At 72.7% G+C, this 23,459-nt stretch carries 21 protein-coding genes; 12 read left to right on the top strand and 9 right to left on the bottom strand.

From position 1 onward, the window contains the following. Positions 1 to 313: 313 nt before the first annotated feature. Positions 314 to 2,095: a CDP-alcohol phosphatidyltransferase gene (locus tag ACIQFU_RS00250; RefSeq protein WP_402547814.1), complete on the top strand. Its 1,782-nt coding sequence runs from the start codon at positions 314 to 316 to the stop codon at positions 2,093 to 2,095. On the opposite strand, the gene dusB is transcribed toward ACIQFU_RS00250, so the two are convergent. After that, on the bottom strand, positions 2,096 to 3,262 hold the full coding sequence (gene dusB, locus ACIQFU_RS00255; RefSeq protein ID WP_402547815.1) for a tRNA dihydrouridine synthase DusB: 1,167 nt from the start codon (positions 3,260 to 3,262) through the stop codon (positions 2,096 to 2,098). A gap of 108 nt (positions 3,263 to 3,370) precedes the next feature. Between dusB and ACIQFU_RS00260 the strand changes: the two genes are divergently transcribed. Then, positions 3,371 to 4,816, top strand: a complete 1,446-nt coding sequence (locus ACIQFU_RS00260) for an MFS transporter (RefSeq protein ID WP_402547817.1) — start codon at positions 3,371 to 3,373, stop codon at positions 4,814 to 4,816. Positions 4,817 to 5,003: 187 nt separating this feature from the next. On the opposite strand, the gene ACIQFU_RS00265 is transcribed toward ACIQFU_RS00260, so the two are convergent. From ACIQFU_RS00265 to ACIQFU_RS00275, 3 genes are all read right to left on the bottom strand, one after another. Beyond that, positions 5,004 to 9,431, bottom strand: coding sequence for an HAD-IC family P-type ATPase (locus ACIQFU_RS00265; protein ID WP_402547819.1), 4,428 nt, complete (start codon positions 9,429 to 9,431; stop codon positions 5,004 to 5,006). Between the two features lie 9 nt (positions 9,432 to 9,440). Further along, on the bottom strand, positions 9,441 to 10,157 hold the full coding sequence (locus ACIQFU_RS00270; RefSeq protein ID WP_402547821.1) for a hypothetical protein: 717 nt from the start codon (positions 10,155 to 10,157) through the stop codon (positions 9,441 to 9,443). A gap of 112 nt (positions 10,158 to 10,269) precedes the next feature. Next, positions 10,270 to 11,217: a helix-turn-helix domain-containing protein gene (locus ACIQFU_RS00275; protein WP_402547822.1), complete on the bottom strand. Its 948-nt coding sequence runs from the start codon at positions 11,215 to 11,217 to the stop codon at positions 10,270 to 10,272. Positions 11,218 to 11,328: 111 nt separating this feature from the next. Here ACIQFU_RS00275 and ACIQFU_RS00280 point away from each other — a divergent pair, with 111 nt between their 5' ends. After that, positions 11,329 to 12,759, top strand: coding sequence for an MFS transporter (locus ACIQFU_RS00280; RefSeq protein WP_402547824.1), 1,431 nt, complete (start codon positions 11,329 to 11,331; stop codon positions 12,757 to 12,759). Positions 12,760 to 12,880: 121 nt separating this feature from the next. After that, positions 12,881 to 13,954: a chitinase gene (locus tag ACIQFU_RS00285; protein ID WP_402547826.1), complete on the top strand. Its 1,074-nt coding sequence runs from the start codon at positions 12,881 to 12,883 to the stop codon at positions 13,952 to 13,954. A gap of 167 nt (positions 13,955 to 14,121) precedes the next feature. Here ACIQFU_RS00285 and ACIQFU_RS00290 read toward each other — a convergent pair whose 3' ends face one another. Next, positions 14,122 to 15,504 (bottom strand): glycine--tRNA ligase, encoded by a 1,383-nt coding sequence (locus ACIQFU_RS00290; RefSeq protein WP_007449582.1) that lies wholly within the window; start codon positions 15,502 to 15,504, stop codon positions 14,122 to 14,124. A 176-nt stretch (positions 15,505 to 15,680) separates the two neighbouring features. Here ACIQFU_RS00290 and ACIQFU_RS00295 point away from each other — a divergent pair, with 176 nt between their 5' ends. The 4 genes from ACIQFU_RS00295 to ACIQFU_RS00310 all read left to right on the top strand — a co-directional run bounded on the left by ACIQFU_RS00295 (position 15,681) and on the right by ACIQFU_RS00310 (position 18,884). After that, on the top strand, positions 15,681 to 16,667 hold the full coding sequence (locus tag ACIQFU_RS00295; protein WP_402547828.1) for a zinc ABC transporter substrate-binding protein: 987 nt from the start codon (positions 15,681 to 15,683) through the stop codon (positions 16,665 to 16,667). 48 nt (positions 16,668 to 16,715) lie between these two features. Further along, positions 16,716 to 17,486: a metal ABC transporter ATP-binding protein gene (locus ACIQFU_RS00300; protein WP_402547829.1), complete on the top strand. Its 771-nt coding sequence runs from the start codon at positions 16,716 to 16,718 to the stop codon at positions 17,484 to 17,486. Between the two features lie 13 nt (positions 17,487 to 17,499). After that, the gene (locus tag ACIQFU_RS00305; RefSeq protein ID WP_402547831.1) at positions 17,500 to 18,402 is read left to right on the top strand and encodes a metal ABC transporter permease; all 903 of its coding nucleotides are present in this window, start codon (positions 17,500 to 17,502) and stop codon (positions 18,400 to 18,402) included. A 62-nt stretch (positions 18,403 to 18,464) separates the two neighbouring features. Next, on the top strand, positions 18,465 to 18,884 hold the full coding sequence (locus tag ACIQFU_RS00310) for a Fur family transcriptional regulator (RefSeq protein ID WP_402547832.1): 420 nt from the start codon (positions 18,465 to 18,467) through the stop codon (positions 18,882 to 18,884). A 58-nt stretch (positions 18,885 to 18,942) separates the two neighbouring features. Here ACIQFU_RS00310 and ACIQFU_RS00315 read toward each other — a convergent pair whose 3' ends face one another. From ACIQFU_RS00315 to ACIQFU_RS00330, 4 genes are read right to left on the bottom strand one after another with little or no spacing between them, the layout of a single operon-like run. Then, entirely contained in the window at positions 18,943 to 19,785 is an 843-nt protein-coding gene (locus ACIQFU_RS00315) for an isoprenyl transferase (RefSeq protein WP_402547833.1), read from the bottom strand. A gap of 57 nt (positions 19,786 to 19,842) precedes the next feature. Then, entirely contained in the window at positions 19,843 to 20,592 is a 750-nt protein-coding gene (gene recO / locus ACIQFU_RS00320; RefSeq protein ID WP_402547835.1) for a DNA repair protein RecO, read from the bottom strand. 22 nt (positions 20,593 to 20,614) lie between these two features. After that, the gene (locus ACIQFU_RS00325; RefSeq protein WP_402547836.1) at positions 20,615 to 20,836 is read right to left on the bottom strand and encodes a hypothetical protein; all 222 of its coding nucleotides are present in this window, start codon (positions 20,834 to 20,836) and stop codon (positions 20,615 to 20,617) included. Beyond that, positions 20,833 to 21,039, bottom strand: coding sequence for a hypothetical protein (locus ACIQFU_RS00330; RefSeq protein ID WP_229892006.1), 207 nt, complete (start codon positions 21,037 to 21,039; stop codon positions 20,833 to 20,835). The genes ACIQFU_RS00325 and ACIQFU_RS00330 overlap by 4 nt, the downstream gene beginning before the upstream one ends. Before the next feature lie 114 nt (positions 21,040 to 21,153). Between ACIQFU_RS00330 and ACIQFU_RS00335 the strand changes: the two genes are divergently transcribed. The 4 genes from ACIQFU_RS00335 to ACIQFU_RS00350 are packed head-to-tail and all read left to right on the top strand — an operon-like array spanning position 21,154 to position 23,402. After that, positions 21,154 to 21,987 carry a Scr1 family TA system antitoxin-like transcriptional regulator gene (locus ACIQFU_RS00335; protein WP_402548467.1) on the top strand — a complete coding sequence of 278 codons (834 nt, stop codon included), beginning with the start codon at positions 21,154 to 21,156 and terminating at the stop codon, positions 21,985 to 21,987. Beyond that, positions 21,969 to 22,157: a DUF397 domain-containing protein gene (locus ACIQFU_RS00340; protein WP_402547837.1), complete on the top strand. Its 189-nt coding sequence runs from the start codon at positions 21,969 to 21,971 to the stop codon at positions 22,155 to 22,157. Before ACIQFU_RS00335 ends, ACIQFU_RS00340 begins: the two co-directional genes overlap by 19 nt. Further along, a complete protein-coding gene (locus ACIQFU_RS00345) occupies positions 22,154 to 22,789 on the top strand; it encodes an HAD family hydrolase (RefSeq protein WP_402547838.1) in 636 nt (211 codons plus the stop codon). Before ACIQFU_RS00340 ends, ACIQFU_RS00345 begins: the two co-directional genes overlap by 4 nt. A 13-nt stretch (positions 22,790 to 22,802) precedes the next feature. Then, positions 22,803 to 23,402, top strand: a complete 600-nt coding sequence (locus ACIQFU_RS00350; protein ID WP_402547839.1) for an HAD family hydrolase — start codon at positions 22,803 to 22,805, stop codon at positions 23,400 to 23,402. The last annotated feature ends 57 nt before the right edge of the window (positions 23,403 to 23,459 follow it).

Below are 23,459 nucleotides of genomic sequence, written 5' to 3' on the forward strand. Positions count from 1 at the left end.
TGAACGAACGGATTCCCGAACCCCGGACCGAGCGCTCACCTGAGCGCCATTCTCCACGTTTGAGTTCGATCGATGAACGATCAAGGTATGGCACTCAGTGCCACACCTTGGAGAAGTGGAGTCGCTCAAGATCCGCTCATCTGAGCGCCACCCTTATCAGAGGTGGCGAGAATCACGCTGCCACAGACAGCGGGATTTCACCATGCGGACCGGTGAACGGACCGCCTCCACGGGACGTACGAGAGTGCGGCGGGCCCCCGGCCCCCTCGCCGGGGCCCGCCGTCCACCGGGATTCGCACGGAAGGACCTTCGGGTGCCCGTCATCACGCCTTTCCGCCGCCCGCCGCGGCCCCCCGACGACGCTCCCGACGCCCCCGACACTCCCGGCCCACCCGGGTCCGCCCGGCTGCGGGCCCTCCGGGCCCGGCTCGCGCACTGGCGGGCGTGGCGCACCCGGCACCCGCGCGCCACCCGCGTCGTCCGCCGGGTCATGACGGCGTTTTCGGCCATTCTGGTGCTCGGGGCGCTGCTGCTGCCGAACACCCTCGTCGCCCTGGAGCCCAACCGTTTCGCGCGGATCCCCGGGGAGGCGGTCGTCGCGACGGTGCTGCTGCTCTGTCTGCCCCGGGTGCCGCGCCGGGTGGCGGCGGCGCTGTTCGGGACCGGCCTCGGGGCGCTGACCGTGCTGAACCTGCTCGACATGGGCTTCACCGAGTACCTGGGCCGGAGCTTCAACCTCGTCCTGGACTGGGGCCTGCTCGACGACGCCCAGTCGTTCGTGGCGGACTCGATGGGCCCGGCGGCGGCGACCTGGGCCGCCGTGGGCGCGGTCGCGCTGGCCGTGCTGCTGCTGGTGCTCATGGCGCTGGCGGCGGTCCGGCTCGGCGAGCTGTTCGCCGCGCACCGGGAGCGGGCGGCGCGGGGCGCGCTGATGGCGGCCACCGTGTGGATGACCAGCGCGGCGCTGGGCATGCAGACCTTCGGCGTGCCGGTCGCCACCACGAGCGCCTCCAAGGCCGCCGAGGCACAGGCGCACCGGGTGGTGGACACGCTGCGGGACGAGGCGGCCTTCGCGAAGGAGGCGAAGGCGGACCGCTTCGGCGCCACGCCCGGCGCGCAGCTGGTGCCCGATCTGCGCGGCAAGGACATGGTCTTCACGTTCATCGAGAGCTACGGCCGCAGCGCGATCGAGGACCCGGTGATGGCACCGGGTGTCGGCCGGACGCTGGACGCGAGCACCGGGGCGCTGGCGAAGGCCGGCTTCCACGCCCGCAGCGGCTGGCTGACCTCGGCGACGTACGGCGGCAGCAGCTGGCTCGGCCACTCCACCTTCCTGTCCGGCCTGTGGGTGGACAACCAGCAGCGCTACCGCACCGTGACGGCCGGCGACCACCTCACCCTCACCAAGGCCTTCCAGAAGACCGGCGACTGGGACACCGTCGGGATCATGCCGGGCGTGCAGAAGGCCTGGCCGGAGGCGGACTGGCACGGACTCGACAAGGTCTACGACGCGTTCGACATGGGCTACCGCGGCCCGAAGTTCAGCTGGTCGACGATGCCGGACCAGTACGCGCTGGAGGCCTTCCAGCGGCTGGAGCACGGCAGGAAGCGCGACAGGCCGCTGATGGCCGAGGTCATCCTCACCTCCAGCCACCAGCCCTGGGCGCCGATCCCGAGGACGGTCGGCTGGGACGAGATCGGCGACGGGTCGGTGTACGACGGCATCGAGGCGTCGGGCGTGAAGGCGTCCGACGTCATCACCGACTCCGCCCGCTCGAAGGAGGAGTACGGCAAGTCCATCCAGTACTCGGTCACCAGCCTCACCCAGTGGCTGGAGCGCTACGGCACCGACGACACCGTCCTGGTCTTCCTCGGCGACCACCAGCCGCTGGCCCGCGTCAGCGGCGACCACGCCAGCCGGGACGTCCCGGTGTCGATCGTCGCCAAGGACCCGAAGGTGCTGGACGCGCTCGACGACTGGAACTGGACGGAGGGGCTCAAACCGGCGAAGGACGCCCCGGTGTGGAGGATGAGCTCCTTCCGCGACCGCTTCCTGACGGCCTACGGCTCGACGCCGCACCCCACGAAGGGCTGATCAGCCGCCGGAGGTGTCCAGCTCGGCGTCCTCGCCGACGCCCGCGCAGTCGTACGGGTCCCTCAGCCAGCCGTCGGGCAGGACCACCCGGTTGTTGCCGGAGGTGCGGCCGCGGGGGCCGTCGGCGCCGGTGGGCCAGGGCTGGTCGAGGTCGAGTTCGTCGAGTCCGGCGCGCAGGGCGTCCAGGGACGACGTGATCGCGAGCCGCTTGCGCATCTCGGAGCCGACGGAGAAGCCCTTGAGGTACCAGGCGACGTGCTTGCGGAAGTCGATGACGCCGCGTGCTTCGTCTCCGATCCACTCCCCCAGCAGCGTGGCGTGCCGGACCATCACGTCGGCGACCTCGCGCAGGGTGGGCCGTACGAAGGCGTCGGTGCGGCCCTCGAAGGCGGCGACGAGGTCGGCGAAGAGCCACGGCCGCCCGAGGCACCCGCGCCCGACCACGACGCCGTCGCAGCCGGTCTCCCGGACCATCCTGAGCGCGTCCTCGGCGCACCAGATGTCGCCGTTGCCGAGGACGGGGATCTCCGGGACGTGCTCCTTGAGGCGGGCGATGGCGTCCCAGTCGGCGGTGCCGCCGTAGTGCTGGGCGGTGGTGCGGCCGTGCAGGGCGATGGCGGTGACGCCCTCCTCGACGGCGATACGGCCCGCGTCGAGGCAGGTGAGATGGTCGTCGTCGATGCCCTTGCGCATCTTCATGGTGACCGGCAGGTCACCGGCGCCGGTGACGGCCTCGCGGACGATGGCGCGCAGCAGGTTCCGCTTGTACGGCAGTGCCGAGCCGCCGCCCTTGCGGGTCACCTTCGGCACCGGGCAGCCGAAGTTCAGGTCGATGTGGTCGGCGAGGTCCTCCTCCGCGATCATGCGGACGGCCTTGCCGACGGTCACCGGGTCGACGCCGTACAGCTGGATCGAGCGCGGGGTCTCGGTCGCGTCGAAGTGGATCAGCTGCATGGTCTTCTCGTTGCGCTCGACCAGCGCCCGCGTGGTGATCATCTCGCTCACGAACAGGCCCTTGCCCCCGCTGAACTCCCTGCACAGGGTGCGGAACGGCGCGTTGGTGATACCGGCCATCGGTGCCAGCACCACGGGCGGCGCGACGGTGTGCGGGCCGATCCGCAGGGGTGCGGCGGTGGTGTCGGGGGCGGGCGTGGTGAGCGTGGGCATTTCCCCATTGTCACGCACGCGGGACGGTGCCCGCCGCGCCCTGTGGACGGAGATCATGTATCAGTCATTAGTTAGACGCACTATTGAAATGGGCGTAGGCTGGAGGCCATGCCCGAGCTCAACCGTCGCCGCCGCATGCTCGTGCTCGCCATCTGCTGCATGAGTCTGCTGATCGTGAGCATCGACAACACGATCCTCAACGTCGCCCTCCCCTCCATGCAGCGCGACCTGCACGCGAGCACGTCGGGCCTGCAGTGGGCGATCGACGCGTACACCCTGGTGCTGGCCGCGCTGCTGATGCTCTCCGGCTCCACCGCCGACCGGATCGGGCGCAAGCGGGTCTTCATGACCGGCCTGGTGATCTTCACCCTCGGCTCACTGCTGTGCTCGCTGGCCCCCGACCTGTCCTCGCTGATCGTCTTCCGGATGATGCAGGCGGTGGGCGGTTCGATGCTCAACCCGGTCGCCATGTCGATCATCACCAACACCTTCACCGACCCGCGCGAACGCGCCCGTGCCATCGGCGTCTGGGGCGCGGTGGTCGGCATATCCATGGCCGCGGGCCCCCTGGTGGGCGGAGTGCTGGTGGAGTCGGTCGGCTGGCGCTCGATCTTCTGGGTCAACCTTCCGGTGGGCCTGGCCGCCCTGCTTCTCACCCTCCGCTTCGTCCCCGAGTCCCGCGCGCCCAAGGCCCGCCGCCCCGACCCGCTGGGCCAGCTCATGGTGATCGTGCTGTTCGGCTCCCTGACGTACGCGATCATCGAGGCGCCGAACGCCGGGTTCACGCATGTGCTGCCCTTCGCCGTCCTGGCGCTCGCCGCGCTGACCGGCCTGCTCGTCCACGAGCCGCGCCGCGCCGATCCCCTCATCGAGCTGCGCTTCTTCCGGTCGGCGCCGTTCAGCGGGGCCACCGTCGTCGCGATCAGCGCGTTCGCCGCGCTGGGCGGCTTCCTGTTCCTGTCCACGCTGTACCTGCAGAACGTGCGCGGACTGAGCGCCCTTCAGGCCGGTCTGTGGATGCTGCCGATGGCCGTGCCGACCTTCCTGTGCGCCCCGCTGTCCGGGCGGCTGGTCGGCAGCCGGGGTCCGCGCCTGCCCCTGCTGATCGCGGGCGGCGCGCTGACCGTGAGCGGGACGCTGTTCGCCGCCTTCGAGGCCGAGACCTCCGACCTCACGCTCTTCCTCGGCTACGTCCTGTTCGGCGTCGGCTTCGGCTTCGTCAACGCGCCCATCACCAACACCGCGGTCTCCGGCATGCCCCGCGCCCAGGCCGGGGTCGCGGCCGCCGTCGCCTCGACCAGCCGCCAGCTGGGCCAGACGCTCGGCGTGGCGGTGGTCGGCGCGGTGCTGGCGGCGGGCGTGGGCGCCTCGTCGTACCGCGACACCTTCGTCTCCGCCGCGCGTCCCGGCTGGTGGATACTGGCCGCCTGCGGGCTCGCGGTCCTCGTCCTCGGCGCCGTCACGAGCGGCCGCTGGGCCCACCGCACGGCGGAGCGGACGGCCGAGCGCCTTCAGTCGCCGGAGGTGCGGGAGGCGGCGCGGACCGGGAGCTGACGGCACCCCGCCTGGACGCACCGCACCCGGCACCCCGGCACCACCGCACCGCCTCCGGCCGCCACACCGCACCGCACCCCCTGCACCCCTGCACCCCTGCACCCCTGCACCCCTGCACCAGCACACCGCCTCCGGCCGCCACCCGGCACCCCGGCACCCCGGCACCCCGGCACCCCGGCACCCCGGCTCAGCGCACCGCCTCCGGCAGCCGCTCCGCCACCTTCGGCCAGTACTTCACGATCGCGTCCTCCACCCCCGGCAGCGCCCGCTGCCCGGCGAGGGCCAGCGTGATCGCGGCGGCCACGCCCGTCCACGCGACCGGACCGAGCGGGGTGCAGCCGAAGAGGCGGCTGGCGCCCGGGGTCATGACGAGGGCGACCAGGGCGGCGGCGGAGCCGAGGGACGTCACCTGGACCAGGCGGCTGTCGCGGCGGTCGGCGAGGGTCTGGGCCAGCTGGGTGCCCACGACCGCGCACAGCGCCATGGTCGTCGAGCGCCGCTCCGTGCCCGGCGTGAAGCGACCGAACAGCCAGGCCGCGGTCGCCCCGAGCGCCGTGGTCAGGGCCCGGTGCCGGATCTGCCGGATCAGCGGCTCGCCGAGCACCGCCGTACCGAGCGGCGCGCCCGCGTCGGCCTCCTCCTGTTCCGGGTCCCCCGTCTTCGTCACCGCGACGGCCATCGCTGGGAACAGGTCGGTGAAGAGGTTGACCAGCAGCATCTGACGGGTGGACAGCGGGGCCGCGCCGCCCAGCACCGTGCCGAGGATGCCGAAGCCGACCTCCCCCGCGTTGCCGCCGATCAGGATGGCGATGGCGTCGGCGACGCTGTGCCACAGGGCACGGCCCTCCCGGACCGCCTCCACCAGCACGAGCAGGTCGTCGCCCGTGACCACCAGGTCGGCGGCGTTGCGGGCGGCGGCCGAGCCGCGGGCGCTGATGCCCACGCCGATGTCGGCGGCCCGGATCGCGGCGGCGTCGTTGGCCCCGTCTCCGACCATGCCGACGACCCGCCCGGCGTCCCGCAGCGACTCGACGACTTGGAGCTTCTGCTCGGGCGCCACCCGGGCCACGACGTCCGCGTCGCGCAGCATCCGGGACCGCGCGGTGCGGTCGGCGGCGGCGAGTTCGTCGCCGGTGACCACGACCGCGTCCTCGGGCCAGCCCAGGTCCACGGCGATGGCGTGGGCGGTCTGCGGATGGTCGCCGGTCAGCACCACGGGCCGTACGCCCGCCTCGCGCAGCCCGCGCACCAGCGCCGGGGAGGTCTCGCGGGCCACGTCGGCGAGCGCCAGCAGCCCGGTGAACTCCAGCTTCGACGGCTGCCGTTCGAGGACGTCGGCGGCCTTCTCGCCCTTCGCCAGGGTCCGCCGGGCCACCGCGATGATGCGCAGCCCGTCACCGGCCAGGCGCTTGGCCACCTCGGCGGTGTGCGCGGGCAGACCGGCACAGGCGGGCAGCACCGTCTCGGGGGCGCCCTTGACCACCAGTACCGCGGGGCCGGTCCCCCGTTCGCGTCCGACGGCGGCCGCGTAGCCGCGGGAGGTCTCGAAGGGCAGGCCCTCCTCCTGCGTCCAGTCGGGGTCGTCCCCGGCCGCGTCGAGGACCGCCTCGTCGGTGGCGTGGGTGGGGCGGGCACCGTCGCCGTTGAGCCGGGGGCAGGCGCGGGCGGCGGTGCGTACGGCGTCGGCGGCGTCCGGGTCGCCCGCGCGGCGGACCGTGCCGTCGGTGCCCGCCACGCGCGACAGCCGCAGCTTGTTCTCGGTGAGGGTGCCGGTCTTGTCGAAGCAGACGGTGTCCATGCGGCCGAGCGCCTCCAGCGTGCGCGGGGTGCGCACCAGGACGCCCCGGCGGCTGAGCCGGCGGGCCGCCGCGAGCTGGGCCACGGTCGCCACCAGCGGCAGCCCCTCGGGCACGGCGGCCACCGCCACCGACACGCCCCCGGCGACGGCCTGCCGGATCGGCGCCCCGCGCAGCAGCGAGAGCCCGGTCACCGCGGCCCCGCCCGCCAGGGTGAGCGGCAGCGCCTTGCGGGTCAGTTCCTGGAGCCTGGCCTGCACTCCGGCCGCCGACGGCGTACGCGCCGCCAGCGCCACCGCACGGGCCGCCTCGGTGTGCTCGCCGGTGTCGACGACGACGGCGCGGGCCCGCCCGGCGACCACGGTCGTGCCCTCGAAGACCATGCAGTACCGCTCGGCCACGGGCGCGCGGGGGGCCGGGTCCACGCACTTGTCCACCGGCAGCGACTCACCGGTCAGCGCGGACTCGTCCACCTCCAGGCCGTCCTCCCACAGCAGCCGCGCGTCGGCTGGCACGACGTCGTCCGCCTTCAGCTCGATCACGTCGCCGGGGTGCAGCTTCGCCGCGTCCACGATCCGCGGCTCGCCCTGCGGGGCGAACTCCTCGCCGTCGGCGGCGCGTTCCTCCGTCAGGGGTTCCTCGGTGACCCGGGCCTTCTGCTTCTGCTCGGCCAGCAGCCCGGACAGCGCCCGTTCGGCGCGCAGCCGCTGGAAGCCGCCGACCAGCGCGTTGAGGTCCAGGGCGCCGACCACGAGCAGCGCGTCCACGACCGACCCGAGGATCGCGGAGGCGGCCGAGCCGACCGCGAGGACCGGGGTGAGCGGGTCGTCCAGCTCCCCGCGTACGGCCCGGGCCAGCTGCCACGACCAGCGGACCGGGGCCAGCACGGGCACCCGGCCCGCACGGTCGGCGGCCGCCCGCAGCCGGGCAGCGGCCTGCTCCACGGCGGTGGGCTCGGGTTCGCGTTCCCGCTCCAGCCGCTCCCGTACGCCGTCCGGGTCCAGCGCGTGCCACGCCACCCGTGGCCGCGGGTGCGGGGCGCGGGCCATCGCCACGCCCAGCGCGGCCCGCGTCCCGGACAGCAGGGCCACCGCCGCACTCGCGTCCACCGGCGCGTGCCGCATCCCCAGCAGCGACGACACGCCGCCCCGGCTCCTGCCGCGCGCCTCGCCGACCGCGACCAGCAGCCCGGACAGCGCGGCCCCGGACCGGGCCAGCGTCTGCGACCGGCGCCCGACCGCACGCGCCACCGGCACCGCCCGCAGCACCCGCCACACGTCGGCGAGGCCCTGGGGCGCGAGCACGTCCGCGCCCCAGGCCACCGGGCAGTCCGCGTCGGCCAGCGCGACGGCCACGTCCCCGGCGAGCAGCCCGTCCGAGACCGACCCGTCGTCGCCGGGCAGCGGCCGTACGACGGTGATGACACCTCCCCCGGCCCCCTCGGCGCGCAGTCCGGCCACGACGTCCGCGAGCGGGCGGCCGGCGCCGACGACCTGGTCGGCGAGGCCGGTGAAGTCGGCCAGCGCGGGGTCCTCGACCATGACCACGCGCAGTCCCGCGCGCCGCGCCGCGTCCAGCACGTCCTCGGTCCACGGGTCCGCGCCCGCGTCCGGCGCCCGCAACGCGCTGGGGTGCAGCACGACCGTGCGGGCCATCTCCAGTTGCCGCAGCCGCCCGGGGTCGCGCACGAGCACACCGGTGCGGGACAGCGCGGCGCTCAGTACGGCGTGGAAGGCGGCGGGCCCGTAGCGCGCGGCCTTGGGCGACCCGGCGAGCACGGCCTCCGCCGCCTCCGCCAGGTCGTGCTTGACCAGCAGCGTCGCGGCGGCGCCCGCCACGCTGCCCGCCGAGGCGTGGGCGGCGTAGTCCTGTGCCGGGGAGGTGCGCGGCGGCGGGCGCAGGGCGGGCCCGGCGGGCAGGCTGCCCCGGCCGGGGACGCACAACTGGTCGTGCACGGTCTCGAAGGCGGCCCCCCGCGCCACCGCGTCCGTCAACTGGCAGACGCGCAGCGCCCCGTCGAGCACCAGCGAGGTGGGGCTCTGCCCGGCGCCGTGGACGGCGGCGTTGGCGGCGGCGAGCGCCACGTCCATGCGGTGGTCGCCGAGCCGCTCGCGCAGCCAGGCGCGGAAGGCCGGGTTCTCGCGCAGCAGCGTCGCGACGGCGGTGACCAGGCGGGGCGAGGCCGGCAGCCGCAGGCGCGCGCCGGTCACGGCGGCGGCGATGCCCAGCACGTCCGCCCCGAGCGCGACCGCCGCGACCCGCACCGGGGCCGGGTCGCCGGGGTGCTCCGTCTCGTCCACGAGGTCGTCCCGGGCGTCCGGGGAGTCCGGGGAGTCCGGGCCGGTGGCGGCGGGCTGGTCCGCCCGGGTGAGTCCGTGGCGTGCGGCGAGTTCGGCGGCGCGGTCCACGACGCGGTCGGTGAGCGTGTCCTCGGTCGCGGTCACCACCAGTCTGGCGAGACCGGTGTCCCAGTAGGCGAGCAGCACGTCCGGATGCTCGGCCAGGGCCGCCGCCACCCGCCGCGCCACGCGCTCGGTACCGCCCGCCCGGCGCACCTCGTCCGGCGCGGCCGGACGGAGCGCGAGGTGCGCCCGGTGCCCGGCCCGCCAGTCCCGCGACCCGCCGGGCAGCGCCGAGCGGGCCACCCGTGCCGCCCGCGCGGCGAAGTCGGCGCCGCGCACACCGGCCCGCGCGGTGCCCACCGCCGCCCCGGCCGCGGCGCCCACGGCGGGCGCGGTGCCGCGCGCGAGCAGCCGGGGCCCGGCCAGCACGAACCCCGTGACGGCGTCCTGGGAGCGCGTCAGCAGTCCACCGGCCATCGCTCTGACTCAGCCGGCCTTGCGGGTGCGCGAGGCGGCGGCCGTCTTGCGGCTGCGGCCGCGGCTCCCGCCCGTGGTGGAGGGCCGGCTCGAAGACGCCTTGTTTCCCGACTGGCTCTTGCTCCGAGTGGGGGACGCGGTCTTCTTCGCGGGCGACTTCTTGGCGGCGGACTTCTTCGCCGCGGTGGTCTTGGCGGCCGTGGACTTGGCGGCCGTGGACTTGGCGGCGGTCTTCTTGGCGCCGGTGGTCCGCTTCGCCGCGGCCGTCTTCGCCTTGCCACCACCCGTGCCGCCGGTGCCGCCGGTGCCGCCCGCCCCGGCCGTCTTCGTCGCGGCCGCCCTGGCGGTGGTCTTCCGCGCCGGCGTCCGGGCGGCCTTCGTACCGGCGGCGCCCGCTGCCCCGGCGGCCCCGCCGCCCTTCGCGGCGCTCCCGTTCCCGCTCCGTCCGCCCTGCCCGTCCTGCCCGTTGCGCCCGCGCGGCTGCGTCAGCCAGGCCACCGCCGCCCCGGTGGCCGCCACCGGCCACTCCACGAGTCCGGCGACGCCCAGCACCCCGGCGCCCGTGTAGACGAGCACGCGCCGCCCGCGCGGCGACACCGCTCCGATCCTGTCCAGCGCGCCCTCGGCGGCCCTGCCCACCGTCTGGGCACCCGGCACCTTACGCACCGCCGAAGCGGCCGCGTGCAACGGCCGCGGAAGTGTCCGCGCCGACTTCTGCTCAGCCATGACTGTTCGTCCTCGCCCTGTCCGTGCTGTGGGAACCCCGGGCCGTGGAAACCCTGGAAAACCCCGGGAACATCACCTTCCGCATTTCCCCGGGTTCCCGCACTTCGGGCGCTCACCCCGACGGAGTCGGCTTCCGCTCCAGGGCGATCGCGTGCAGCCGCTCCAGCCGCTCCCGGGAGACCTCGTCGGCCGGTGCGTACGTCACCATCCGGGGCCCGGGCTCGGGACCGAGCCACAGGTCGGTGTGGTCGACGCGGATGCGGCCGACGTGCCGGTTGAGGAACTCCTTGCGCTTGCCGCGGTGCGCGACGACCTCGTGCCGCTCCCAGGCCTCGCGGAAGTCGGGCGACTGGGTGCGCAGCCGCTTCAGCAGCATCTTCCAGGCGGGCTCGGCGAGATGGCCGGCCATCGTGGCACGGAACCGGGCCGCCATCAGCCGCTGGGTCTCCTCCAGATGGACGATCGAGGACCGCCAGTCCTGGTGGGTGAAGGAGAGGATCATGCAGTTGCGGTCCTCGGGCGGCACCGCCTCCAGGTCGCACAGCAGCAGCCCGTACGTCCGGTTGTGGGCGAGGATGTCGTACCGGCTGTTCTGCACACAGGCCGGGTACGGCTCGAACTGCTCCAGCAGCGCCCGCACCGCCGGTGTGATGGCCGGGCAGACCGTCGCCGGCGTCGGGTCGACGGCCCCCGCCAGCTGGAAGAGGTGGGCGCGCTCGGTGGGGTCGAGCAGGAGGGCGCGGGCGAGGGCGTCCAGGACCTGCACGGAGACCTGGATGTCCCGGGCCTGCTCCAGCCAGGTGTACCAGGTGACGCCGACCGCCGAGAGCTGGGCGACCTCCTCGCGCCGCAGCCCCGGCGTCCTGCGGCGGCGTCCGCGGGACAGCCCCACCTGCTCGGGGGCGATGCGTTCGCGGCGGCTGCGCAGGAAGGCGGCGAGTTCGTGCCGCCGGATCTCCGAGCCGGCGTCCCTGGACGGGGACGGAGACGTGGCCGGGAACTGGGACTGGGACTGCGCGACCGTCTCCTGGGCCTGTGCCTGAGCCGTCATCGTGGTCATGCCTCCAGCATGCCGCGCCCGCGCACCGCACGGACCCTGTTTCCGGGTACTCCCGCTACCAGGATAAAGACACTCTGGTACCACCTTGAAGGTCGTCGCAGGCTCGACCACGTGACCGAAACCATCACTTCTCGTCCCGTCCGCACCGGCCCCCAGGCGCCGCCCGCGCTCGGCGGCCTCGGACTCTTCACGGTGCTGCTGGCCGCGGCACTCCCCCTCGTCGACTTCTTCATCGTCAACGTCGCGCTGCCCACCATCGGCACGGACCTCTCCGCGAGCGAGGCGGTCCTGGAACTCGTCGTCGCCGGGTACGGGGTGGCGTACGCCGTCCTGCTGGTCCTCGGCGGCCGGCTCGGCGACCTCTTCGGCCGGCGCCGCCTGTTCCTGGGCGGTATGGCGGCCTTCGGGCTGACCTCGCTGGCCTGCGGTCTCGCGCCGGACGCCTGGTCACTGGTGGCGGCGCGGGCGGCGCAGGGCGCCTCGGCGGCCGCGATGCTGCCGCAGGTGCTGGCGACCATCCAGGCGACCACGACCGGCCCCCGGCGCGCCAGGGCCATGGGCCTGTACGGGGCGACGGCCGGCCTGTCCATGGTGGCCGGCCAGATCCTGGGCGGCGTCCTCGTGGCCGCCGACATAGCGGGCACCGGCTGGCGCTCCGTGTTCCTGGTGAACGTCCCGGTCGTCCTCGTGGGCCTCTTCCTGGCCGCCCGTGCGGTCCCGGAGACCCGCTCCGCGCGCCCCGAACCGGTGGACGTCCCCGGCACCTTCCTGCTGGCCGCCTCGATCCTGACCCTGCTGGTCCCGCTCACCGAGGGCCGGGCCGCGGGCTGGCCGCTGTGGACGTGGCTGTCGCTGGCGGCGTTCCCGTTGGCGGCGGCGGCGTTCTACGCGGTGGAGCGCCGGGCGGACCGCGCCGGCCGCACGCCACTGGTCCCGCCGAGCCTGTTCGCGATCGTCTCGCTGCGCCGCGGCCTCCTGCTCATCGTGCCGTTCTCGATCGGCTTCAGCGGCTTCATGTTCGTCATCGCGGTGGCGCTCCAGCAGGGCGCGGGCCTGAGCCCGGTGGCCGCGGGTCTGGCCCTGGCCCCGCTCGCGGTGGTGTTCTTCCTCTTCTCCGTCGCCGGCCCCCGGCTGGTCGCCCGCCACGGCACCCGTGTCGTACCCGTCGGCGCCGCCCTCCAGGGGCTGGGCCTGGCCCTGATGACGCTGGCCGCGTGGCGCTCCTGGCCCGGTCTCGGCCTGGTGGAACTCCTGCCGGGCGCGGCGGTCGCCGGTGCGGGCCAGGCGCTCCAACTGCCCGTCGTCTTCCGGGTCGTCCTGTCGGAGGTGCCGCCCGAGCGCGCGGGCGTGGGCAGCGGCGTCATGATCACCACCCAGCAGTCCTCCCTGGCCCTGGGGGTGGCCACCCTGGGCACCCTGTTCCTGTCGCTGATCCCGGGCATGGGCATGCGGGACGCCCTGGTGACGGCGCTGCTGGTCCAGTTGGCGGCGGTGGCGCTGACCGGCCTGCTGAGCCTGCGCCTGCCCCGGACGATCGCCTGACGGCCGGCCGAACCGCACCCGCTTCTTGGTCCAGACCTCTTGACGAAAGGTCTGGACCACAGCACTGTCATGCCTGCGACACAAGAGACTCCCTCACCGAACCCCCACCGGGAGGCCCGGCATGATCCGCCGCAAGATCCGTCTACTGGCCGCCGCACTGGCGGCCACCGTCCTCACCCCTCTGGGCGTCGCGACCGCGTCCGCCGCCCCCACCGGCGCCGCCCCCGCCCCGGCCGCCGACACCTGCGCCGTGAAGTCCAAGCCCGCCGGCAAGGTCCTCCAGGGCTACTGGGAGAACTGGGACGGCGCCGCCAACGGCGTCCACCCGCCCTTCGGCTGGACCCCGATCACCGATCCCCAGATCGCCGCCCACGGCTACAACGTGCTCAACGCGGCCTTCCCGGTGATCCGCTCCGACGGCACGGCGCTGTGGGAGGACGGCATGGACGCGGGCGTGAAGGTGGCGACGCCCGCCGAGATGTGCGCGGCCAAGGCGTCCGGACAGACGCTCCTGCTCTCCATCGGCGGCGCGACGGCCGGCATCGACCTCAACTCGACCGCGGTCGCCGACCGTTTCGTCGACACGATCGTGCCGATCCTCAAGGAGTACAACTTCGACGGCATCGACATCGACATCGAGACCGGCCTGACCGGCAGCGGCAGCATCAGCCAGCTCTCCACGTCCCAGACCAACCTGATCCGCATCATCGACGGCGTACTGGCCCGCATGCCCTCCAACTTCGGCCTCACGATGGCCCCGGAGACGGCGTACGTCACCGGCGGCAGCGTCGTCTACGGCTCGATCTGGGGCGCGTACCTGCCGATCGTCAAGAAGTACGCGGACAACGGCCGCCTGTGGTGGCTGAACATGCAGTACTACAACGGCAGCATGTACGGCTGTTCCGGCGACTCCTACCCGGCCGGCACCGTGCAGGGCTTCACCGCCCAGACCGACTGCCTGGACAAGGGCCTGGTCATCCAGGGCACGACGATCCGGGTGCCCTACGACAAGCAGGTCCCGGGCCTGCCCGCCCAGCCCGGCGCGGGCGGCGGCCACATGTCACCGTCCCTGGTCTCCCAGGCCTGGAACCACTACAACGGCTCCCTCAAGGGCCTGATGACCTGGTCCCTCAACTGGGACGGCTCGAAGAACTGGACCTTCGGCAACAACGTGAAGTCCCTGCAGGGCCGCTGAGCCGGTAAGCCTGAGCCGGGAAGGGCGAGCCGGGAAGCCCCGACCGAGACCCCAGGCCCCCGAGACCCGAAACGCCCACCCCCCTCCCGACCGAGTCGGGAGGGGGGTGGGCACAGGCCGGGGGTCCAGGGGGCGGAGCCCCCTGGTACGGCAACACCAACCGGCGTTCAGCAGCCGACGAGCCTCGAAGCGAGGTACCCCTCGATCTGGTCCAGCGACACACGCTCCTGCTTCATCGTGTCCCGCTCCCGGACAGTCACCGCGTTGTCGTCAAGCGTGTCGAAGTCGACGGTCACACAGAACGGCGTCCCGATCTCGTCCTGACGCCGGTACCGCCGCCCGATCGCGCCCGCGTCGTCGAACTCGATGTTCCAGTTCTGCCGCAGCGCCTGCGCGAGCCCCTTCGCCTTCGGCGACAGCTCCGGGTTGCGGGACAGCGGCAGCACGGCGACCTTCACCGGGGACAGCCGCGGGTCCAGCCGCAGCACGGTGCGCTTCTCCAGCTTGCCCTTGGCGTTCGGCGCCTCGTCCTCGATGTACGCGTCGAGCAGGAACGCGAGCATCGCCCGCCCGACACCGGCCGCCGGCTCGATGACGTACGGCGTCCAGCGCTCCTGGGCCTCCTGGTCGTAGTAGGAGAGGTCCTGGCCGGAGGCCTTGGCGTGCGAGGAGAGGTCGTAGTCGGTCCGGTTGGCGACGCCCTCCAGCTCACCCCATTCGCTGCCGCCGAACGAGAAGCGGTACTCGATGTCGGCGGTGCGCTTGGAGTAGTGGGAGAGCTTCTCGGCCGGGTGCTCGTACCACCGCATGTTCTCCTCGCGGAGACCGAGGCCCGTGTACCAGTTCCAGCGCTGCTCCATCCAGTACTCCTGCCACTTCTCGTCCTCGCCCGGCTTGACGAAGAACTCCATCTCCATCTGCTCGAACTCGCGGGTGCGGAAGATGAAGTTGCCGGGCGTGATCTCGTTGCGGAAGGACTTGCCCATCTGGGCGATGCCGAACGGCGGCTTGCGGCGCGAAGTGGTCTGCACCTGGGCGAAGTTGGTGAAGATGCCCTGGGCGGTCTCGGGCCGCAGGTAGGCGACGGAGCCGCTGTCCTGGGTCGGGCCCAGATGGGTGGAGAGCAGGCCGGAGAACTGCTTGGGCTCGGTGAAGGTGCCCTTGTTGCCGCAGTTGGGGCAGTTGAGGTCGGCGAGGCCGTTCTCCGGAGCCTTGCCCTTCTTCTCCTCGTACGCCTCCTCCAGGTGGTCCGCGCGGAACCGCTTGTGGCAGGAGGTGCACTCGGTCAGCGGGTCCGTGAAGGTGGCGACGTGGCCGGAGGCCACCCAGACCTCGGGGGCCAGGATCACGGAGGAGTCGAGACCGACGACGTCCTCGCGCGAGGTGACCATGTAGCGCCACCACTGGCGCTTGAGGTTCTCCTTGAGCTCGACACCCAGCGGACCGTAGTCCCAGGCGGCGCGCTGACCGCCGTAGATCTCACTGCAGGGGAATACGAAGCCACGGCGCTTGCTCAGGCTGACGATGGTGTCGATCTTGTCGGCGGCCACGGTGCTCTCTTCATTACGACGACGGTGACTGACTGGTGCGGTGGGCGAAGCGAGGTGCTTCCAGAGAATGCTTCAGGTTACCGGCGTGGGCCGCCCCTCGGCCAAATCGGGGCCTCCCAGCTGCGAAATCACCCGCTTGTTGACAACGGTTTCCACATTTGTTGAAAATGAGTGTCATGAACGTACGACGACGCCGTATCTCCGGCATAGCAGTCACCGCGGCCACCGCGATCGGCCTCGGCACCCTCTCCGCCTGCTCCGGCGACGGCTCGGCGGCGGGCAACACGGACAAGTTCGACGTCGTCGCGTCGTTCTACCCGATGGAGTACCTCGCCGAGCAGATCGGCGGGGAGCACGTGAACGTCACCACGCTCACCGAGCCCGGCCAGGAGCCGCACGACCTGGAACTGAGCGCCAAGCAGACCGCGCAGATGGGCGAGGCGGACGCGGTGCTCTACCTGAAGTCCCTCCAGCCGGCCGTGGACGAGGCGATCGCCCAGTCCGACGTGAAGACCAGGATCGACGCGGCCTCGCTGACGAAGCTCGAGGACCACGGCGACGTGGAGCACGACCACGACCACGGCGACGGGGAGCACGCGGACGAGCACGCCGGGGAGGAGCACTCCGAGGAGGGCGGGAGCGGCCTCGACCCGCACGTCTGGCTGGACCCGGTGAAGTACGCGGAGATCGCCGAGGGCGTCGCCCAGGCCTTCGAGAAGGCCGACCCGGACCACGCCGCCGACTACCGCGAGAACGCCGAGGCCCTGGCGAAGAAGCTGGGCGGCCTGGACACGGCGTACAAGGACGGCCTGAAGAACACCGGCACCAAGGTGTTCTTCACCAACCACGCCGCCTTCGGCTACCTCGCCGAGCGCTACGGCCTCACCCAGGAGGCCATCAACGGCCTCGACCCGGAGAGCGAGCCCAGCCCCGCCCGGATCAAGGAACTCCAGGAGGAGGCCAAGGCCGACGGCGTCACCACCGTCTTCTACGAGACACTGGTGTCGGACAAGACCGCGAAGACCCTCGCCAGGGACGCGGGCCTGAAGACGGACGTCCTCGATCCGCTGGAGGGCATCACCGACAAGTCCAAGGGCGAGGACTACGTCGGGGTCATGGAGGCCAACCTCAAGGCGCTGGAAACCGCCCTCGGCGCCAAGTAAGCAGCCCGGCCGGGCAGCCCGGCCCGTTCGATCGTTACGGAGGACATCGTGAGCGACGAGTCCGTCATATCCATGCGCGGCGTCCGCGCCGAGCTGGGCTCACGCCCCGTCCTGCGCGGCATCGACCTCACCGTGCGGCGCGGCCAGGTGGTCGCGCTGCTCGGCGCCAACGGCTCGGGCAAGTCCACCGCCGTGCGCTCGGTCATCGGCCAGGTGCCGGTGACGGACGGGGAGATCGAGCTGTTCGGCACCCCCAGGCGCCGTTTCCGCGACTGGGCGCGCGTGGGCTACGTCCCGCAGCGCACCACGGCCGCGGGCGGCGTCCCCGCCACCGTGACCGAGGTGGTCTCCTCGGGCCGGCTCTCCCGGGCCCGCTTCGGCGTCCTGCGCAAGGCCGACCACGAGGCCGTACGCCGCGCCCTCGACCTGGTCGGCATGGCGGACCGCGCCAAGGACTCGGTCAACGCCCTCTCCGGCGGCCAGCACCAGCGCGTGCTGATCGCCCGCGCGCTCGCCGCCGAACCCGAACTGCTGATCATGGACGAGCCGATGGCGGGCGTCGACCTGGCCAGCCAGGAGGTGCTGGCCGAGACGCTGCGCGCGCAGGTCGCCGCCGGCACCACCGTCCTCCTCGTCCTGCACGAGCTGGGCCCCCTGGAGCCGCTGATCGACCGGGCCGTGGTGCTGCGCGACGGCTGCGTCCTGCACGACGGCCCGCCGCCCGAGGCCGTCGGCCAGCACGCGCTGCCCGGCCACGACCACGTACACCCGCACGCACCCGCGGGCGTTGAACCGATCCGCACCGGCCTGCTGAGCTGAGAAGGCGACGACCATGGAAATCCTGAACTACGCCTTCATGCAGCGGGCGCTGCTCGCCGCCGTCCTGGTGGGCATCACCGCCCCCGCCATCGGCATCTACCTGGTCCAGCGCCGCCAGGCCCTCATGGGCGACGGCATCGGCCACGTGGCGATGACCGGCGTCGGCCTCGGCTTCCTGCTCTCCTGGTCCCCGGTGTGGATGGCGACCCTGGTCTCCGTCCTCGGCGCGGTCCTCATGGAGCTGATCCGCTGGTACGGCAAGACCCGCGGCGACATCGCCCTCGCCATGCTCTTCTACGGCGGCATGGCGGGCGGCGTGATGTTCATCAACCTCGCGCCGGGCGGCTCCAACGCCAACCTCACCTCGTACCTCTTCGGCTCCCTGTCGACGGTCTCCGAGTCCGACGTCACCGCGATCTGCCTGCTCGCCGCCTTCGTGGTCCTCGTCACGGTCGGTCTGCGCCGCCAGCTGTTCGCCGTCAGCCAGGACGAGGAGTTCGCCCGGGTCACCGGCCTGCCGGTGCGCGCGCTGAACCTGCTGACGGCCGTCACCGCGGCGGTCACGGTGACCGTCGCGATGCGCGTCGTCGGGCTGCTGCTGGTCTCGGCGCTGATGGTGGTCCCGGTGGCCGCTGCGCAGCAGCTCACCCGCAGCTTCGCCGCCACCTTCGCGATCGCCGTCGCGCTCGGCGTGAGCGTGACCATCGGCGGCACGGTCACCTCGTACTACCAGGACGTGCCGCCCGGCGCGACGATCGTGCTGCTCACCATCGGCGCGTTCATCGCGCTGAGCGTGCTGGCCGCCCCGCTGGCCAGGCGACGCGCGCGGGCACTCGCCGCCGCGCGGCCCGCCGCGGATCCGGCGGAGTGCAAGATTCCGGCCACCCGGGGGGCCGCCGACGAGGTCGGCGTCTGACCGCGGGCGAACCGGGCTGGCACAATGGCCCGGCAAGCCGCGAAGACGTGAGGAGGAATCCAGTGACGACCGCTGGACCGCCCGTGAAGGGCCGCGCCACCCGGCAGCGGGCTGCCGTATCGGCGGCTCTCCAGGAGGTCGAGGAGTTCCGCAGCGCGCAGGAGCTCCACGACATGCTCAAGCACAAGGGCGACTCGGTCGGACTCACCACGGTCTACCGCACCCTGCAGTCCCTCGCCGACGCCGGTGAGGTCGACGTCCTGCGCACCGCCGAGGGCGAGTCCGTCTACCGCCGCTGCTCCACCGGCGACCATCACCACCACCTGGTCTGCCGCTCCTGCGGCAAGGCGGTCGAGGTGGAGGGCCCCGCGGTGGAGAAGTGGGCCGAGGCCATCGCCGCCGAACACGGCTACGTCAACGTGGCACACACGGTGGAGATCTTCGGCACCTGCGCCGACTGCGCGGGTGCCTCCGGCGGCTGAGCGGGTGGGGCCCCCGGGCTGCGCCCTGGGCCCCGTATCGGCCTGAACGGCCTCGTCCTCAAGCTCCGGACGAGCCGGTCTTGCCCTCCATGGCGAGCAGTTCCTCGTTGGGGATGGCGCCGCCGAACCGCCGGTCCCGGGAGGCGAACTCCAGGCAGGCCCGCCACAGGTCGCGCCGGTCGAAGTCCGGCCACAGGACGTCCTGGAAGACCATCTCGGCGTACGCGCTCTGCCAGAGCAGGAAATTGGACGTCCGCTGCTCCCCGCTCGGGCGCAGGAACACGTCCACGTCCGGCATGTCCGGGTAGTACAGGTACTTCGCGAGCGTCTTCTCGTTCACCTTCGACGGGTCGAGCCTCCCGGCCCGCACGTCCTCCGCCAGGGCCTGCGCCGCGTCGGCGATCTCGGCCCGCCCGCCGTAGTTCATGCAGAAGTACAGCGTGAGCCGGTCGTTGTCCTTGGTCTGCTCCTGCGCGACCTGCAGCTCCTTGGCCACCGACTTCCACAGCCTGGGCATCCGCCCCGCCCAGCGCACCCGCACTCCCAGCCCGTCGAGGGTGTCGCGGGACTTGCGGATGAAGTCGCGGTTGAAGTTCATCAGGAAGCGCACCTCGTCCGGCGAGCGCTTCCAGTTCTCGGTGGAGAAGGCGTACAGCGAGATGTTCCCGACGCCCATCTCGATCGCGCCCTGGAGGACGTCCATGACCTGTTCGGCACCGACCTTGTGCCCCTCGGTGCGCGGCAGCCCTCGCTCCTTGGCCCAGCGGCCGTTGCCGTCCATGACGATCGCCACATGCCCCGGAACCAGCTCGCCGAGCTTCGGCGGCCGCGCGCCGGACGGGTGCGGCTCCGGCGTCCTGTACTCCCGGCGCTGCCGCCCCAGAATCCCGCGTACCGCCATGTGTCTCTCGTCTCCTCGAACTGTTCTTTCCAGATCCTGCTGGTCCTGCTGGTTCTTCTAGGACTTCTCGACGTACCGCAGGGAGCGCAGGCCGCGCTCCAGGTGCCAGTGCAGGTACGCGGACACCAGCCCGCTCCCCTCCCGGACGTAGCGCGGCTCGCACGCGTCCGCCGTGCCCCAGTCCCCCGTGAGCAGCGCCCCGAGCAGCTCCAGGGCCTGCGGCGAGGGTACGACGCTGCCGGGCACCCGGCAGTCGACGCAGACGGAGCCGCCCGAGCCGACCGAGAAGAACCGGTTCGGACCGGGCATGCCGCACTTCGCGCAGTCCCCGAAGGTCGGGGCGTACCCGTTCACGGCCAGCGAGCGCAGCAGGAACGCGTCGAGCACCAGGTTCGGCGCGTGCTCGCCCCGGGCGAGGGTCCTGAGCGCGCCGACGAGCAGCAGGTACTGCTGCACCGCCGGCTCGCCCTCGTGGTCGGTGAACCGCTCGGCCGTCTCCAGCATGGCGGTCCCCGCGGTGTACCGCGCGTAGTCGGTGACGATGCCGCCGCCGTACGGGGCGATCGTCTCGCTCTGCGTGCACAGCGGCAGCCCGCGCCCGACCAGCTCGCTGCCCTTCGAGAAGAACTGCACGTCCACGTGCGAGAACGGCTCCAGCCGCGCCCCGAACTTCGACTTCGTGCGCCGCACCCCGCGCGCCACGGCGCGTACACGGCCATGACCGCGCGTGAGCATGGTGATGATCCGGTCCGCCTCACCCAGCTTCTGGGTGCGCAGCACGATGCCGTCGTCGCGGAACAGACTCATGCCGCCCATTCTCGCGCATGCTTCAAGGCACCTCGCCACGGCTTCGGGCGTTGGTGTACGCCGTCGCCGCGCTGAGCCGCTCGGACACGGTGGCGTGGCGTACGTCACCCGGCTCCGCGTCCCACTCTCGTCCCCCGCCGTACGGCCGCATCTGCACGTACGGTCCCTCGTACCCCATGACGAACCCGACCCGCCCGCTGCGGGTGTCCACGGCACAGACCCCGACGGGCGGCGTCGTCGTCATCGCAGTGCCGCCGCGAGGCGCTGCGCGGTCTCGACGGAACACCGCCCCAATTCGACGAGCGGGCAGGGCGCCTCCCGCGCGAGACTCACCGGGTCGAGCCCGAGTGAGGGAAGAGTAATTCCCGCCTCGGCGAGCGCCGCGCGCAATTCTTTCACCGTGTCCTCCGCTCCTTCGACGCAGAGCGCCGAGTGTCGTGCCTCCACCGTGTTCCCTTCCCTTTACGTTTTCACTCTTCGTGTCCCCAGAATGCCGCGACGTACCTACACTCGGCAGGAGTATGTGCACTACAAGTGCTGGTCAGCGTATGGGGGTTGGTTATGGCCAATGGTTCACGGCAAGCCGCGTGGGAGTTCTTCGGAACGGAACTGAAACGACGGCGGGAGGATGCCGGAATCACCCAAGTCGAGCTGGGGGCACGGGTATTCGTATCCGGCGGCTACATCGGCCAGTTCGAACAGGCAATTCGGAAACCGCAACTGGATGTGGCCCAGCGGATTGACGAGGCCCTACAAACCGACGGTATTTTCGATCGCCTGTGCCGGAAGCTGATCGATGATCCGCGGTATGCGGATTATTTCGCGGGGGTGGCGGATCTGGAGGGGCTGGCGACAACGATCTGTGAGTTCGCTCCAGCCCTGGTGCCGGGGTTGCTGCAGACTGCGGACTACGCCCGAGCCGTCACGCTCGCCATGAACCCCTTCGCGCCGGACGAGTACATCGAGGAGAAGGTGTCCGGCCGCATCGATCGGGCGAGGATCCTCGCGGACGCTGCACGGCCCGTGTATTGGGTGGTCCTGCACGAGAGCGTCCTGCAGATTCCCGTCGGCGGCCCGTCAGTCATGGCCGCGCAGCTGGAGCACGTCATCGCGCTGGCCGGAGCACGTACGGCGTTGGTGCAGGTGCTGCCGCTGGCGGCCGGGGCGCACCCGGCCATGACGGGCTCCCTGAAGCTCATGGAGTTCGAGGACGCTCCCCCAACGGCCTATACAGAAGCCGTGTATTCGGGCACCCTGCTGGACGATCCGCCCGTGGTGCGGCGTATCCGCTCGGCATACGATCTGATCAGGGCCGCCGCGCTGTCTCCTGCGGCGTCCCTGGCCAGGATCAAGTCGGCGGTGGAGGACCACAGACGATGCGCGAGTACGAGCTGAACCACGCACGCTGGCGCAAGAGCAGCTTCAGCGACGGCAACGGCGGCGACTGCGTCGAGGTCGCCGACGGAGTCCCCGGCGTCCTGCCCGTCCGGGACAGCAAGGTGGCCGGCGGACCGGTGATCGTCGTCGGGTCGGCGGCCTGGGCGGCGTTCGTCCGCGCCGTATGACCGTCTCCGCCGTGCTCTTCGACGTCGACGGCGTCCTGCTGGACTCGGCGGCGGCCCACCGCAGGGTGTGGGACGCCTGGTCGCTGTCGCGCGGGCTGGACGCGGAGACGGTGTGGCGGCTCACCTTCGGGCGGCGCCCGGAGGACACCGTGACGGATGCCGCCGCCCACCTGGACCCGGCGCTCGAACGCCGGGCCCTCGACGGGCTGCTGGCGAAGGAGAGGGACGGCATCCCGCCGGTCGACGGCGCCGCGGAGCTGCTGCGGGCCCTGTCCGGGAGCCCCTGGGCGATCGTGACCTCCGGCGACCGGGCCTTCGTCGAGGCCCGTTTCGCGGCGACCGGGCTGCCCCTGCCGGCCGTGCGGGTCTACGGCGGCGACGTCGAGCGCGCGAAGCCCGCCCCGGACTGCTTCGCGCTGGCCGCGTCCCGGCTCGGCGTGGACCCGTCGGCGTGCGTGGTCGTGGAGGACGCACCGGCGGGCATACGCGCCGCGGTGGCGGCCGGGTGCACCGTGATCGGCCTGACGACGACGCACCCGGCGGCGGCACTGGGCGAGGCCCACCTGTGCGCGTCGTCCCTCGGCGAGGTGCGCGAACTGCTCGTGGCACGAGGGCTGTTGGTCGACGCTTGATCTACTGCCCGCCATGCCACTGCTGTTGCTGGACCTCGGCAACACCCGGATCGACCGCGACGCGGCCTTCCGCGACGCCGTCGCCGCCTTCCTCGCCGGGCACGGTCTGCCCGCCGGTGATCTCACCTGGCTGACGGCTCTCGACGCCGGCGGGTCCACGCCCCGCCACGAGGTCGCCGCGGCCGTGATCGACCGGTACGGCGGCGCGGTGCCCGCCGCAGCCGTCCGGTCCCTGCCCGACCACGGCGCGGCCGGCCGCGCCGTACTGACGGACTCCGCGCGGGAAGCCCTGGAGCGTGCCCGGTCCGGCGGCTGGACCTGCGTGATCGTGACCAACGGGCGCACCGCCCAGCAGGAGGCGAAGATCCGCCGCACCGGACTCGACCGGCACGTCCGGGGCTGGGTGGTCTCCGAGGCGGTCGGCCATAGTAAGCCCGACCCGGTGATCTTCCGGGCCGCCGCGGAGGCCGCCGGGACGCCCCTCGCCGGCGCCGACGCTCTCGGCCTGCGCAGCGTGTGGGTGTCGAACGGCCGGTCGTGGTCCGAGGACGCCTTCCGCCCCACCCACGTCGCCGGGGAGGTCGACACGGCGATCGATCACGCCCTGGGGTAAACCCCCCTGCGGACCCGGCCGTTGGCCGGATGGGGCGGGGCCCGCCGTTCCACGAGG

Origin of the sequence: Streptomyces sp. NPDC093065 (assembly GCF_044754585.1) — a bacterium.
Classification (GTDB): domain Bacteria; phylum Actinomycetota; class Actinomycetes; order Streptomycetales; family Streptomycetaceae; genus Streptomyces.